Origin of the sequence: Rathayibacter sp. VKM Ac-2927, from assembly GCF_022815525.1 — a bacterium.
GTDB classification, from domain to species: domain Bacteria; phylum Actinomycetota; class Actinomycetes; order Actinomycetales; family Microbacteriaceae; genus Rathayibacter; species Rathayibacter festucae.
The window spans coordinates 438,561-451,964 of record NZ_JALGRT010000004.1; the positions used below are offsets into that span (position 1 = coordinate 438,561).

The following is a 13,404-nucleotide window of genomic DNA, read 5'->3' on the forward strand; positions in this document are numbered from 1 at the left end:
GGAGCGCGAGGCCGCGGGGATGCCGTGCAGGCGCGCAGGAGCGGCTGTGCGGAACGCGCCAGGGGCCGCGGAGCCCGTCGAACGGGCGCGCCCCGCGCCTAGACTCGTCGCATGAGTGCCCCGTCGCCCGCCGCCGCCCCGCTGCGACCGCGCGACCGACGAGAGCGCACACGGCGACCGCGCCGCCGCCTGACGTTCTTCGGCGTCCTCGGCGAGTTGCTCATGACGGCCGGAGCGCTCGTCCTGCTCTACCTGGGCTGGCAGCTCTGGTGGAACGACGCGGTGATCGCCGGCCAGCAGACCTCCGAGGCCGCGGAGCTCCGGCAGAGCTGGGGTGATGCCGCCCCCGCACCGGAGCCCTCGACGGCGCCGAGCGAGACCCCCGCCGGCTTCGGCGATCCGGTGATCGCTCCGGTGGCGGCACTCGACACCTCCTTCGGCAACCTCTACATCCCGCGCTACGGCGAGGGCTGGGTCCGCACCATCGCGGAGGGCGTGGACGCCGAGAACGTCCTCGACGAGGGCAGCATCGGCCACTACCCGGGCACGCAGATGCCGGGCGAGGCGGGGAACTTCGCTCTCGCGGCGCACCGCAGCGCTTACGGCGGCGGCATGCACCTGATCGACGAGCTCCAGCTCGGCGACGCGATCTACATCGAGACGGCGGACGGCTGGTACACCTACCGATTCCGGAACCTCGAGTACGTGCAGCCCTCGGAGATCCAGGTCATCGACCCCGTCCCGTGGACGACGGGAGTGACGCCGACCGACCGGCTGATCACCCTCACGAGTTGCAATCCGCTCTACTCCACCGCCGAGCGGATCATCGCCTACGGCGTCTTCGAGTCCTGGCAGCCGCGCTCCGCGGGTGCGCCGGCCGAGATCGCCGCGTCTCTCGCGCAGGAGGGCTGACCGTGTACGCGGCACTCTGGCGGGTCCTGCCCGGACCCTGGTGGCTCCGGCTGCTCCTCGTGATCGTCCTGGTGGTGGCGGTGCTCGCCGCACTCGCCGAGTGGGTCTTCCCCTGGGTGCAGTCGCTCGTGCTCGATCAGAACGTCACCGTCGGGACGTGAGCCGGCCCCCGAGGCGGTCGCCGCGATGACGCGGATCCTGGTCGTCGACAACTACGACAGCTTCGTCTTCACGCTCGTCGCCTACCTGCGCGAGGCGGGGGCGGAGGTCGACGTCGTCGAGGGAGCGGAGCTGGCTCCCCGCGACGCGATCGAGCGCGCGGCGGGGAGCGACGGGATCGTGCTGTCGCCCGGGCCGGGCCGACCGGAGGACGTCCCCACGTCGGTGGCGCTCGCCCGGCACGCCCTGGCCGAGGCGCAGCCGCTCCTCGGGGTCTGCCTCGGGCACCAGGTTCTCGCTCACGCCCTCGGTGCCCGCGTCCGCGAGGCTCCGGAGTTGATGCACGGCCGGACCTCGGCGGTCGTGCACGACGGCGATCCGCTGTTCTCCGGGATCCCGTCGGGGTTCACGGCGATGCGCTACCACTCGCTGGCCGTCCAGCGCTCGACACTGCCTGCGGAGCTCGCCGTCATCGCGGGGACCGCCGAGGGGGTCGTGATGGCGCTGCGCCATCGGTCCGCGCCCGCGGTCGGCGTCCAGTTCCACCCCGAATCCGTTCTCACCGAGGGCGGTCGTCGGCTGATCTCGAACTGGCTCGTCGAGACGGAGCTGCCCCGTCCGACCCGATAGGCGCGGAGCGGAATGCGGAGCCCAGTCGTTGCGAACGCTCGGGCACCGCTTATCGAACCGGCCGAGCAGGCCCATTCACCGCTTATCGACGCACCATTCGCAGCGTGCTGTCCGAGAAATCACCCGTACTTGTGTCCCCCTGATGGGGGTCCCATATGAGCGTCAGAAGGGGTGCGATCCGCGCCATCGACGCGCTATGAGAGCGCGCACTCGTTCCGGGATCCGCGCCACGACAGGGAAGTCCCACTCGCGTGCTTCCGCGATCCCCCCGAGCGGGTGGCGTGATTTGACGGAGCCCTGGCGGATGATGCGGGGGGCTCGACGGGCATAATCGGAGGGCGCCGGTTAGGGGACCGGTGCCGTCGAGAAGAGAATTCCGAGGCATCACATGGTGGAATCGATTTCTTGGGCTTATTCCGGAATTCGCGAGCTCGAGACACTGGGCCCGCGCATCGTCGTCAAGCCGGGCACTGTTCCGCGCATGGCGGGCTCCGGTTTCACCGCGGCCGGCATCAGCGTCGTCCTCCTGACGACCTCGCCGCTGCGGGTCCTCCGGGGGACCTGGGGCGCCGACGACACGTCGATGCTGAGCTTCAGCTTCCTGATCGAGGGCGCAGTCCGGCTCGTCGGCCCGGATCGGACGGTGCTCCTGCGGCCGGGCTCGATCGCCTACCAGCCGGGGACCACCACCTTCACCACAGAGTCGACGATGCCCGTCACCTCCCTCCAGATCACGATCCGCGCGGACGAGATGCGCCGCTACGGCTTCGATCTCGGCTCGAACGTGTACGCGCTCGATCCGGACGCCCGGTCCACCCGTGCAGCTTTCGCCTTCACGACGGCGTTCGCGCTCGCGGCGGAGTCGGGCACGGGACTCCCGTCCGACCACGAGGTCGACGGCTTCGGGCACGTGGTCAAGCAGCTGCTCGTGAGCGCCTTCCTCGCCTCGGCCGGCTCTCAGCCCGGGACGACGAGCGTGCGCGCGGCGACCCTCGGCCGAGCGCGGACCGTGATCGACCGGACTCACCGGACCCCGCGGTGCACCCCGGAGGCGGTCGCGGACGCGGTCAACGTGTCCACGCGGTCGCTGCAGCGGCTCTTCGAGGACGCGGGGACGACGGTGGCGAGCGAGATCGAGCGCGCGCGGGTCGCCAGCGCCGTCGAGCTGCTCCGGCGCCGACCGCGCGAGGTGCCGCTCGAGGCCATCGCTGCGGCGTCGGGCTTCTCGTCCGCCGATCACCTCCGCCGGGCGCTGAAGCGCCGCGAGGGTCTCACTCCGAGCGACATCCGCGGAAGGGTGGGGACGTCGATGGAGGCCGGCTCGCCGGACGACGGGGTGCTGCGGCTCGCGCCGCCGCTGGCGGACGCTGCCCGGCGCGCGTAGAGCAGCGGGTGTCGTCCATGCTGATCGAGTAGCCCGCGCCGCGGGCGTATCGAGATCCACCAGCGCCGGGAGGACGAGTCAGAAGACCTTCCCTGCTGGCGACGCAGCGTCTCGATGCGCCCCTCAGGGGGCGAGGGTCAGCCGGCGCAGAAGCCGAGCTCGACGGTCGAGCCCTGGGGGACGTCGCCCGGGGCGATCGACTGGGTGGTGATCGGGGGGTTGGCCCGGACGGAGTCGCAGGTCTCGTCGGGAGCCTCCTCGCCGATCAGCTGGAGCTGCTCGGACGCCAGGGTGGCGAGGGCGGTGCTCAGCGTCTGGCCGACGAGGTCGGGCAGGGTCACCTGGCCCGAGGAGACGACGAGGTCGATCGGCGTTCCCGGGGCGAGCTGCTGGCCGCCGGCAGGAGTGCTGGAGAGCACCACGTCGCCCGGCACAGTGGGTGAGTTCTGACGCGTCTGCGATCCCTCCGAGAAGCCGGCCCCGGTGAGGGCGGCGATCGCCTCCTCGAGGGTCGACCCCGCCGTCTCGGGAACGGCCACCGGCTGGGCGCCCTGAGAGACGTAGACCCGGATGACCGTCTCGGGCGCGACGATGGTGCCGGAGCCGGGATCGGTGCGGATCACCTCGCCGGCCGGGACCGTGTCGCTGAACTCGGCGAGCTGACTCGCCACCAGGTCGAGCTCGGTGAGCGTCGACTGCGCGCTGTCGTAGCTGGTGCCCGTCAGCACGGGGACCTCGCGCGATTGCGAGGGCAGGGTGGTCGTCGGCTGGAGCGTGAGCACCCAGATCACCAGCGCCGCCACGATGACGGCGAGCACGACGATCGACGACCAGATCCAGAGCACCGGCGGGCGGCGCTGGGTGCGGACGATCGAGTTGTCCTCGGCGAGCTGGCGCAGGGCGAGCTCGGAGTCGTTCATGCCGCCGCCGCTGCGCGCGGCGAAGAGAGACGTGGTCAGCTCGTCGATCGGGCGGTGGTCGGGGAGGCGGCCGGCTGCGGCGTCGCGCAGGTCGTCGCGGAACTCGGCGGCTCCCTGGAAGCGCTCGTAGCGGTCCTTCGACAGCGCTCGGGCGACGACGCCGTCGAGGGCGGGCGAGACGGCGGGGTTGATCGAGCTGGGCGCCGGGGGCGTCTCGCTGACGTGCTGGTAGGCGACGGCCACCGGGGTGTCCCCGCGGAAGGGAGCGCGGCCGGTGAGCAGCTCGAAGAGGACGATGCCGGCGGAGTAGAGGTCGCTGCGGGCGTCGACCTGCTCGCCCTTCGCCTGCTCCGGCGAGAAGTAGGCGGCGGTGCCGAGGATGGCGGTGGTCTGCGCCACGGTCGCGGCGGAGTCGGAGACGGCGCGGGCGATCCCGAAGTCCATCACCTTCACCTGGCCCGAGGGGGTCAGCATGATGTTGCCGGGCTTGATGTCGCGGTGGACGACCCCCGCGCGGTGGGAGTACTCGAGCGCGGTGAGGATGCCCTCGGTGATGCGGACGGCCTCGTCGACCTCGACCGGTCCCTCCGCGATGACGTCCTTCAGCAGGCGCCCCTCGATGTGCTCCATCACGATGAACGGACGGCGCGACTCCGCACCGGTGTCGTCGAGCGAGACCTCCTCGCCGGCGTCGAACACGCGGACGATGGTCGGGTGCGACATGCGGGACGCGGACTGCGCCTCCTGCCGGAAGCGCAGGCGGAAGGCGGAGTCGGAGGACAGCGAGAGCTTGAGCTCCTTGATCGCGACCGTGCGCCCCAGGCGGGTGTCGGTGCCGAGGTAGACCTCGGACATCCCACCGCGACCGAGCCGGGGCCCGACCTGGTACCGTCCTGCGATCAGGCGTCCCTCATCCGTCACGCGCACGCTCCCGCCCTGTACTTCCGTGTGGCACGGCCCCCGGGGAGCCACGGCAAGTGTACCCGGGCGCCTCCTGGCAGCCCGGCGCGCGACGCCGGGTCCTCGATGCGCAGACCGGAAGGCCGCTGAAAGCGAGGAGCCCGCCCTCCGGTGCCGCGGTCGCGGTCGGAGGGCGGGCTCGTTCGAGCGGGGAGGGTCAGCGCTCGTCGGGGGCGTTCGAGGCCGGCGCCGACGAGGTCGGGGTGGCCGTCGACGTCGGGGTCTGCGTCGGGGTCGGGGCCACGACGGGGACCGACAGGGTCGGCGAGGCGGGGGATTCGGGTTCGCCGCAGAGGACCGTGTAGGTGATGTCGATCGTGCCCGCGGACTCGCCGGCCTGGATCGTCGCGGTGGTCGACGTCGACGGGTTGGTGCTCGTCACGGTCGCGCCCTCGCCGGCGACGGTCACCCGGTAACCGGTCACGGAGGTTCCGCTCGGGCACTGGTTGTAGTTGCTCCAGGTGACGTTGAACGTGTCGCCGGGCTCGACGCTCGACGCGGCGGGAGTGACCGTCGGGACGGCGGTCGGGGCACCGGGGACGGCGACCTCGGTGTAGGTCGTGACGACGATCGTGGTGCCCTTGATCACGTTGGCGGTCGGATTGACCTCCTCGACCGCGCCGACCTGGTCCGAGCTGGGGGCGCTGGAGCCCTCCTCGCGCTGGACGCCCATCCCGAGCTCGGTGAGCTCGGCCTCGACCTCGTCGAAGGGGCGGCCGACGTAGTCGGAGGAGTTGATGACGACGATGTTCGAGCTCGGCGTCGCCGACGGCGTCTGCGAGGGGGACGGCGCCTGCGACGGGGTCTGGCTGACCGTCTGGCTCGGCGTCGGCTCGGCCTCGGTGCCGCCGTTGCTGGTCAGCGCGAAGATCGTGCCGCCGATCACCACGGCGAGGATCACGATCAGGGCCACGAGCGGCCAGGTCCAGGGGCTGCGCTTGCGCGGCTCCTCGGCCTCGATCGTCTCGTCCAGGGCGCCCGTCGGCGGGTTCGCCGCGAAGGCGGTCGTCGCTCCGGCGCCGAGAATCGTCGTCGCCTGGGTCGCGTTTCCCGCGGCGGAGGGCAGGACGGTCGTGGCCTGGGTGTTGGGCAGGTCGGCGGCGACGGCCGGCACTGCGAGGGCGGCACCGCGGACGTCGCCCGAGCGCAGGGCCTGCGCGGCGCGGGCGAGGTGCGCGGCGGTCGCCGGCCGGTCGACCGGCTTCTTCGCGATGCAGGAGTAGACCAGGTTGCGCACGGGCTCGGCGACCGTGACCGGGAGCTCCGGCGGGGTGTCGTTGATCTGGGCCATCGCGATGGCGACCTGCGACTCGCCGGTGAACGGCCGGCGGCCCGCCAGGCACTCGTACGCGACGATGCCCAGCGAGTAGATGTCCGTCGCGGGGGAGGCGGGCTGGCCGCTCGCCTGCTCCGGGGAGAGGTACTGAACGGTGCCCATGACCTGGCCGGTCGCGGTGAGCGGGACCTGGTCGGCGATGCGGGCGATGCCGAAGTCGGTGATCTTCACGCGGCCGTCGGGCGTGATCAGGAGATTGCCGGGCTTCACGTCGCGGTGCACCAGGCCCGCGGCGTGTGCTGCGTGCAGGGCCAGCGCGGTCTGCGCGACGATGTCGAGGACCTTGTCGGTCGACAGCACGCGCTCGCGCTCGAGGACCGTGGAGAGAGCCTCGCCGGGCACCAGCTCCATCACGAGGTAGGCCGAGCCGTCCTCCTCGCCGTAGTCGTAGACGTTGGCGATGCCCTCGTGGTTGACGAGCGCGGCGTGCCGGGCCTCGGCGCGGAAGCGCTCGAGGAACCCGGGGTCGCCGAGGTACTCGTCCTTGAGGATCTTGATCGCGATCGTGCGGCCGATGACGAGATCCGTCGCCTGCCACACCTCTCCCATGCCGCCGATGGCGATCCGGGACTGCAGTTCGTAGCGTCCCCCGAAGGTGAGGCCTGATGTGGGTCTCATTTGTTCAGCACCGCCTCTAGTACCTGTTGTGCGATGGGTGCGGCGATCAGGTTGCCGTACCCGGTCTGGCCGAGCCCCCCGCCGTCCTCCACGAGGACGGTGATGGCGTACTGCGGATCGTCCGCAGGAGCGAATCCGGTGAACCAGAGGGTGTACGGGTCGTCCCCGCCGTTCTCAGCGGTGCCGGTCTTACCGGCCACCGTGACGCCACCTATTGTTGCATTCGTCGCCGCGCCGCCCTGGACGCTGGCGACCATCATGGCCTTCACGGCGTCCGCCGTCTCGGTGCTCACGGCCCGCCCGAGCGACTTCTCCTCGAAGCGCTGCAGCACGCTCAGGTCCTGCGAGCGGATGACGTCCACCAGGTTCGGCTGCATCACCTCGCCGCCGTTCGCGATCGCCGCGGAGACCATCGCGATCTGCAGCGGGGTCGCGCGCACCTCGTACTGGCCGAAGGCGGTCAGCGCCGTCTGCGCGTCGTCGGTGGTCTGCGGGTAGGTGCTCGCCTCGACCGACATCGGGATCTCGAGCTCGGTGTCGAAGCCGAACTTCTCCGCCTGGGCGCGGATCGCGGCGGCGCCCAGCTGCACGCCCATCTCGGCCATCGGAACGTTGCAGGAGAGCGAGACCGCCGTGGCGAGGGTCACCGTGTCTCCGGAGCCGCAGAGGCCGCCGCCGGAGTTGGTCACCTGCGAGCTCGAGCCCGGCAGTGTGTACGCCTGGACGTTCGGGAAGCTGGAGTCCGGCGTGAAGCGGCCGGACTCGAGGGCGGCCGAGGCGACGACGAGCTTGAAGACCGAGCCGGGCGGGTTGAGCGAGCCGCCGATGGCGCGGTTGATGAGCGGATCCGTCGGGTCGTCGTTCAGTGCGCGGTACGCCGCGAGGACGTCGTCGGTGTCGTGCGACGCCAGGGCGGTCGGATCGAAGGTCGGCTTGGAGACCATCGCGAGGATGCGGCCGGTGGCCGGCTCGGTGACGACGACCGCTCCGGTGTAGTCGCCGAGGGCGTCGAACGCCGCCTGCTGCGCGACCGGGTCGATCGAGAGCTCGACCGAGGCGCCCTTCGGGTCCTGGCCGGTGACGAGGTTGTTGATCTCGTCGAAGAACTGCGAGTTCGAGGTGCCGGAGAGGTAGTCGTTCAGCGAGCGCTCGATGCCGGTGGTGCCCTGGTTCAGGGTGAAGTAGCCGGTCACCGCCGAGTAGAGCGGGCCGTTCGCGTACTGGCGCTGGAACTTGTAGATGTCGTCCGACGGCGTCGAGGAGGCGATGGGCTCCCCGCCGGCGAGGATGACGCCGCGCTCCGTCGAGAAGCTCTCGTACAGCGTCCGGGTGTTCCGGGAGTCCTCGGACAGGGTGTCGGCCTGGAGGACCTGGATGGTGGAGGTGGACACGAAGAGGGCCACGAACATCGCCAGGACGACGAAGCTCACACGTTTGAGTTCTCGGTTCATCGGGGAGTCACACCACCAGACGCGGCTGATTGCGCACTGTGTCGGACAGGCGGAGCAGGACGGCGACGATCATCCAGTTCGCGACGAGCGACGAGCCGCCGGCCGCGAGGAACGGCGTCGTGAGGCCGGTGAGCGGGATGACGCGGGTGACGCCGCCGATGACGATGAAGCACTGCAGGGCGATCACGAACGAGAGGCCGACGCCGAGGAGCCTGCCGAAGTCGTCCTGGCCGGCGAAGCCGATCCGGAAGCCGCGCGAGACCAGCAGGAGGTAGAGGCCGAAGATCGCGAAGAGGCCGGCGAGGCCGAGCTCCTCGCCCAGGCTCGCGATGATGTAGTCCGACTGCGGGACGGGGGTGATGTCGGGCATGCCCTGGCCGAGGCCGGTGCCGAGCAGGCCGCCGTGCGCGAGGCCGAACAGTCCCTGCACGAGCTGGTAGCTGCCGCCGGGGTCGGCGCCGTAGCGGTCGGAGCTGAAGGCGTCGAGCCAGTTCGCGAAGCGGTTGCCGACGTAGCCGAGGGTCTGGCTGGCGAGGATCGCGCCGCCGAGGAAGAGGCCGACGCCGATGAGCACCCAGCTGGTGCGGCCGGTCGCCACGTAGAGCATCACGAGGAAGAGGCCGAAGTAGAGCAGCGCGGTGCCGAGGTCGCGCTGGAAGACGATGACGCCCATCGTCACGGCCCAGACCACGAGGATCGGACCGAGGTCGCGCAGCCGCGGGAAGCGCATCTTCAGGAAGGTCTTGCCGACCATCGAGAGCGAGTCGCGGTTGCGGACCAGGTAGCCGGCGAAGAAGACCGCGAGCGCGATCTTGGCGATCTCGCCGGGCTGGAAGCTGAAGAAGTCGCCGATCCCGATCCAGACGCGCGCGCCGCTGACCTCCTTGCCGATGAACGGCAGCAGGGGGAGCAGGAGCAGCACGATCGCCGCGAATCCGGCGACGTAGGTGTAGCGGAAGAGGACGCGGTGGTTGCGGATCACCAGCAGGACGACGATCGCGGCGACGATCGCCAGGCCGCTCCAGATGATCTGCCGGACGGCGACCGACTCCCAGCCGGTCGCGCCGTCGGCGATGTCGATCCGGTAGATCTCGGCGACGCCGAGCCCGTTGAGGACGGTGGCGATCGGGAGGAGGAAGGGGTCGGCCTCGGGCGCCGCGAAGCGCAGCACGACGTGGACGACCAGCACGAGCCCGGAGAGGCCGGCGCCGAGCGAGACGAGGGTGGTGTCGACCGCGCCGAGGGCGCCGAGCTGGACCAGGACGATCGCCGACGCGTCGATCAGGCACGCGCCGATCAGCAGCAGCAGCTCGAGGTTGCGCAGGCGCTGGCGGAGGAAGCGCGGGCGCTCCCGGGTGGCGGGGGCAGTGGCGGTGGCGGTCACGGTGCTCCGTTCGCGTCCGTCAGGCGCTCGACGATGTCGACGGCGCCGGCGTAGGAGTCGGCGCTGATCGTCTGCTCGAGCTGCTCGACGTCGTAGTCGCGGAGGGAGTCGAGGGGGATCCCCGTGTCCTCCTTCACTCCGGAGAGCGAGAGCGGGCCGACCGACTGCTGGATGCCCTGGTAGATGATCACGTTCTGGCCGTCGGTGCCGACGTAGAAGCGCGACTGCGTCCAGTCGTAGGCGAGCAGGACGCCGAGGAAGCCGGCGATCAGCACCAGCGAGAGGCCGACCAGCCAGGTGATCCGGCGGCGCAGGTGCCGGCGGCGGTCCTCCTCGATCAGCTCGTCGAGGTAGTCCTCGGACGCGGGCTCGAAGTGGGTCGGGCCCTGGGCGGCCGGGGCGCGGGTGTGCAGGCGGAGGCCGGGGATGCGGATCCGGTTCTGCGAGTCGTCGGTGCTGAGCGGCGTGGGCGCTGCGGCGGAGCCGACGATCACGGGCTCGGCCGTCGGCGCGAGGATCTGCGCGGTGTCGCCGGCGCCCGGGACGTCGAGGATGACGACGGTCACGTTGTCCGGTGCGCCGTGCGAGAGGCTGTCGCGGATCAGGCGGTCGGCGACCTGCTGCGCCGTCTCGTCCCGGGAGAGCTCCTTCTGGATCTCGTCGTGCGGCACGACGCCGGAGAGGCCGTCGGAGCAGATCAGCCAGCGGTCGTTCGGCTCGGTCTCGAGGGTGAGGGTGTCGATCTCGGGGTTCGTGTGCACGTCGCCGAGGACCCGCATGAGGACGGAGCGGCGCGGGTGCGTCATCGCCTCCTCCTCGGTGATGCGGCCGGAGTCGACGAGTCGCTGGACGAAGGTGTGGTCGGTGGTGACCTGCTCGAGCTTGCCGTCGCGCAGCACGTAGATCCGGGAGTCGCCGATGTGCGCGATGGCGACCGACTCGCCGACGCGGACGATGGCGCTGACGGTGGTGCCCATGCCGGTGAGCTCGGGGTGGTCGACGACGGCGTCGGCCAGCATCGTGTTCGCGGCGAGGAGGGTGCGCTTGAGCTCGTCCTCGGCCTCGTAGGTGGAGGCGTAGGTGCGGTCGGCCTGCGCGATGCGCTTGATCGCGATGGAGGAGGCGACGTCGCCGCCCGCGTGCCCGCCCATCCCGTCGGCGACGACGAAGAGCTGCCGGCCCGCGTAGCCGGAGTCCTGGTTGTTGGAGCGGATGCGGCCGACGTGCGAGACGGCGGCGCTCTCGCGCGTGACGCCCGTCTCCGCGGCGCTGTCGGGTGTGGCTGCCACGCGCTACGACCGCCGCAGCTCGAAGGTCGTCGTGCCGACCTTGACCGGGGTGTTCAGCGGCACCTTGGTGGGAGCGCCGACGCGACGGCCGTCGAGGAACGTTCCGTTGGTGGAGTCGAGGTCCTGGATCATCCACTCGTCGTTCCAGATCAGCAGGCGCGCGTGGTGCGTCGAGGTGTAGTCGTCGCGGATCACCAGCGCCGACTCCGAGGAGCGGCCGATCGTGAGCGGCTCGCCGTTGAGCTCGAGCTCGGTGCCGCGCTTGGGGCCCGAGGTGATGACGAGGCGCTGCGCGGTGTGCACGGTGGCGACGCCGCCGGAGTCGGTGCGCTCCTCGCGGGGGCGCCGAGCGGAGGGGGCCGACGGCTGGGGTGCGGGGGCGGCGGCCGCGGCGGCCACGACGGGCTGCGCGGCGGTGACGAACGGAGCGGCGTCCTGCGCGGCCGCGGGCTGCTGGCCGGCGGGCAGCTTGCGCACCCGCTGGCCGAACAGGTCGGAGCGCAGCGCGTAGACGATGCCGAACACGAAGAACCACAGCAGCGCGAGGAACGCGATGCGCAGGAGGAAGAGAGTGAGCTCGCTCATAGCCGGTCGTCCCAGAATCCCTCGGAGGAGCGCCCGGACGGACCGGACGGCGAGCGGTCGGCGCGCGCGGGTGCGGCGCCCTGGACGACGCGGAAGACGATCCGCGTGCGTCCGATCGAGATGGTCTGCCCGGGCGAGAGCGGCGCCTGGGTGACGGGCTTGCCGTCGAGCTTGGATCCGTTGGTGGAGCCGAGGTCGTGGACCTGGGCACGGACGCCGTCCCAGAGGATCTCGACGTGCTTGCGGGAGGTGCCGGAGTCGTCGACCGTGATGTCGGCGTCGCTGCCGCGCCCGATGACCGTCCTGGACTTCGTGATCGGGTAGCGCTTGCCGTCGATCTCGAGCGCGGGCGTGGAGGCGACGACGCCCTTGACGCTGCGGGAGTCGACCTCGACCATCCCGGCGCTGAGCGACTCGTCGGCGGCGAGGGAGATGTCGATCGGGCCGGAGAAGCGGAAGCCCTGCTTCTTGGCGTGCTCGGTGGCGACCGCGATGAGCTCGTCGATCAGCGTCGGGCCCATCCGCTCCATCCGGTCGAGGTCGGCGGCGGACATGCGCAGGGTCAGCTGATTGGGCACGAGGATGCGGTCGCGGGTGACCACGGCCGCCGTGGTGTCGAGCTCGCGGCGGAGAGCGGAGGCGAGCTCGACCGGCTGCAGACCCGACTTGAAGGTCCGAGCGAAAGCGCCGTTGACGACGCGCTCGAGTCCCTTCTCGAAGTTGTCCAGAATGCCCACAGTCTTCCGATCTTCCGTTTCTTCGCCTCTCGGCGGTCGCGTTGGGATCGAGGTGTCTGCGCGCCCGGTCCGCTTCCGATCTCGTGTCTGCGCCGCGCACGGCTACGGGCATGTTACTGGGATGCTCTGGATACGGCCTCCCCGAGCGGGATTCGGAGTGCGGACCGCACCCGTCCGGACGCGGGGCTCCGGCTCGCGGAACGTCGTCCGGCACGCTCGAATGCGCCGATCTCGCGAGCCGAGGACCGTTCTGCGAGCCCGAGGTGGCACGCGACTCCCGTGGTCGCGGGGCCCGGTTTCCGGTGTCGGCCGTGGGGGTGCTAGTCTTTCTCGTCGGTGCTTCGGTGCCGTTGGTGAGCGCGAGTGGCGGAATAGGCAGACGCGCACGGTTCAGGTCCGTGTGCCCGAAAGGGCGTGGGGGTTCAACTCCCCCCTCGCGCACCAGAGACACAGCCCCCGATCGGAATCCGGTCGGGGGCTGTGCTGTTAAGGGCTGTGCTGTTCCCGGCTGTGCTGTTCCCGGCCGTGCTGTTCCCGGCCGTGCTGTTCCCGGCCGTGCTGTTCCCGGCCGTGTCGTTCCCGAGCCGTTCGCCGACGCCGGGACACCGGGGGAGGGGCGCGTGTTCACCGGGCGGACGCCGCGGGCGGGCACTGTCGGCGCATGATCGCTCTCCGCGCCGACGTCGGCGGCCTCGACTCGCGGGCGCTGCCCGAGCTGCTCCGCCGACTCCGCCGGCACCGGCACGTGCAGGTGGGCGGGAGTCAGTGGATCGCGGTGCTGCCCGAGGTCGGCTCGGTGCTCCTCACGGACGGCGCCGAGCTCGTGCTCGACGTGCTGGTGGAGCGGCGCGCGCTGCTGCCGATCGTCATCGACGCTCTCGAGGCGGAGCTGCGGCGCGACGGCTTCCGCGAGCGGCTCGCCCTCCGCTGGTCGACCCCCGACGCGGTCCCCGTCCCCTTCCGCTGACGCCCGGCGCCCCCCGCGAGATGCCACTTGTGCACGCCTTTCACGGCGTGTCGCGTGCACAAGTGGCATCTC

At 71.2% G+C, this 13,404-nt stretch carries 12 protein-coding genes and 1 tRNA gene; 6 read left to right on the forward strand and 7 right to left on the reverse strand.

The genetic code is table 11. From position 1 onward, the window contains the following. Positions 1–111 precede the first annotated feature (111 nt). The 4 genes from MT353_RS14745 (at position 112) to MT353_RS14760 (ending at position 3,085) form a co-directional block, all read left to right on the forward strand. Positions 112–912, forward strand: a complete 801-nt coding sequence (locus MT353_RS14745) for a class E sortase (RefSeq protein WP_243624985.1) — start codon at positions 112–114, stop codon at positions 910–912. Positions 913–914: 2 nt separating this feature from the next. Further along, positions 915–1,073: a hypothetical protein gene (locus MT353_RS14750; protein ID WP_164874570.1), complete on the forward strand. Its 159-nt coding sequence runs from the start codon at positions 915–917 to the stop codon at positions 1,071–1,073. A gap of 25 nt (positions 1,074–1,098) precedes the next feature. Then, a complete protein-coding gene (locus MT353_RS14755; protein WP_243624986.1) occupies positions 1,099–1,701 on the forward strand; it encodes an aminodeoxychorismate/anthranilate synthase component II in 603 nt (200 codons plus the stop codon). A gap of 388 nt (positions 1,702–2,089) precedes the next feature. Continuing rightward, entirely contained in the window at positions 2,090–3,085 is a 996-nt protein-coding gene (locus MT353_RS14760) for a helix-turn-helix domain-containing protein (protein WP_123736160.1), read from the forward strand. A gap of 137 nt (positions 3,086–3,222) precedes the next feature. Here the strand turns inward: MT353_RS14760 and pknB are convergent, their stop codons facing one another. The 7 genes from pknB to MT353_RS14795 all read right to left on the reverse strand — a co-directional run bounded on the left by pknB (position 3,223) and on the right by MT353_RS14795 (position 12,365). After that, positions 3,223–4,977 (reverse strand): Stk1 family PASTA domain-containing Ser/Thr kinase, encoded by a 1,755-nt coding sequence (gene pknB / locus MT353_RS14765; RefSeq protein WP_308197530.1) that lies wholly within the window; start codon positions 4,975–4,977, stop codon positions 3,223–3,225. A gap of 145 nt (positions 4,978–5,122) precedes the next feature. Beyond that, complete coding sequence (locus MT353_RS14770) at positions 5,123–6,919, reverse strand: protein kinase (RefSeq protein WP_132437323.1); 1,797 nt, start codon at positions 6,917–6,919, stop codon at positions 5,123–5,125. Continuing rightward, positions 6,916–8,370, reverse strand: coding sequence for a penicillin-binding protein 2 (locus MT353_RS14775; protein WP_123736163.1), 1,455 nt, complete (start codon positions 8,368–8,370; stop codon positions 6,916–6,918). Before MT353_RS14775 ends, MT353_RS14770 begins: the two co-directional genes overlap by 4 nt. Before the next feature lie 7 nt (positions 8,371–8,377). Further along, complete coding sequence (locus tag MT353_RS14780; RefSeq protein WP_133961351.1) at positions 8,378–9,754, reverse strand: FtsW/RodA/SpoVE family cell cycle protein; 1,377 nt, start codon at positions 9,752–9,754, stop codon at positions 8,378–8,380. Continuing rightward, the gene (locus tag MT353_RS14785) at positions 9,751–11,043 is read right to left on the reverse strand and encodes a Stp1/IreP family PP2C-type Ser/Thr phosphatase (protein ID WP_123447238.1); all 1,293 of its coding nucleotides are present in this window, start codon (positions 11,041–11,043) and stop codon (positions 9,751–9,753) included. Before MT353_RS14785 ends, MT353_RS14780 begins: the two co-directional genes overlap by 4 nt. A gap of 3 nt (positions 11,044–11,046) precedes the next feature. Continuing rightward, positions 11,047–11,628, reverse strand: coding sequence for an FHA domain-containing protein (locus MT353_RS14790; RefSeq protein ID WP_243599401.1), 582 nt, complete (start codon positions 11,626–11,628; stop codon positions 11,047–11,049). Beyond that, a complete protein-coding gene (locus MT353_RS14795) occupies positions 11,625–12,365 on the reverse strand; it encodes a DUF3662 and FHA domain-containing protein (RefSeq protein WP_243599400.1) in 741 nt (246 codons plus the stop codon). The genes MT353_RS14790 and MT353_RS14795 overlap by 4 nt, the downstream gene beginning before the upstream one ends. A 357-nt stretch (positions 12,366–12,722) precedes the next feature. Between MT353_RS14795 and MT353_RS14800 the strand changes: the two genes are divergently transcribed. Next, a tRNA-Leu gene (locus MT353_RS14800) sits at positions 12,723–12,809 on the forward strand. A 217-nt stretch (positions 12,810–13,026) separates the two neighbouring features. Next, positions 13,027–13,332 (forward strand): hypothetical protein, encoded by a 306-nt coding sequence (locus MT353_RS14805; protein ID WP_243615818.1) that lies wholly within the window; start codon positions 13,027–13,029, stop codon positions 13,330–13,332. Positions 13,333–13,404: the final 72 nt, after the last annotated feature.

What these genes read in the sequence shown, in the direction of transcription:
- MT353_RS14745 (WP_243624985.1), top strand. Translation starts at nt 112, where the DNA reads ATGAGTGCCCCGTCGCCCGCCGCCGCCCCGCTGCGACCGCGCGACCGA.
- MT353_RS14755 (WP_243624986.1), top strand. Translation starts at nt 1,099, where the DNA reads ATGACGCGGATCCTGGTCGTCGACAACTACGACAGCTTCGTCTTCACG.
- MT353_RS14760 (WP_123736160.1), top strand. Translation starts at nt 2,090, where the DNA reads ATGGTGGAATCGATTTCTTGGGCTTATTCCGGAATTCGCGAGCTCGAG.
- MT353_RS14770 (WP_132437323.1), bottom strand. Translation starts at nt 6,919, where the DNA reads ATGAGACCCACATCAGGCCTCACCTTCGGGGGACGCTACGAACTGCAG.
- MT353_RS14775 (WP_123736163.1), bottom strand. Translation starts at nt 8,370, where the DNA reads ATGAACCGAGAACTCAAACGTGTGAGCTTCGTCGTCCTGGCGATGTTC.
- MT353_RS14790 (WP_243599401.1), bottom strand. Translation starts at nt 11,628, where the DNA reads ATGAGCGAGCTCACTCTCTTCCTCCTGCGCATCGCGTTCCTCGCGCTG.
- MT353_RS14805 (WP_243615818.1), top strand. Translation starts at nt 13,027, where the DNA reads ATGATCGCTCTCCGCGCCGACGTCGGCGGCCTCGACTCGCGGGCGCTG.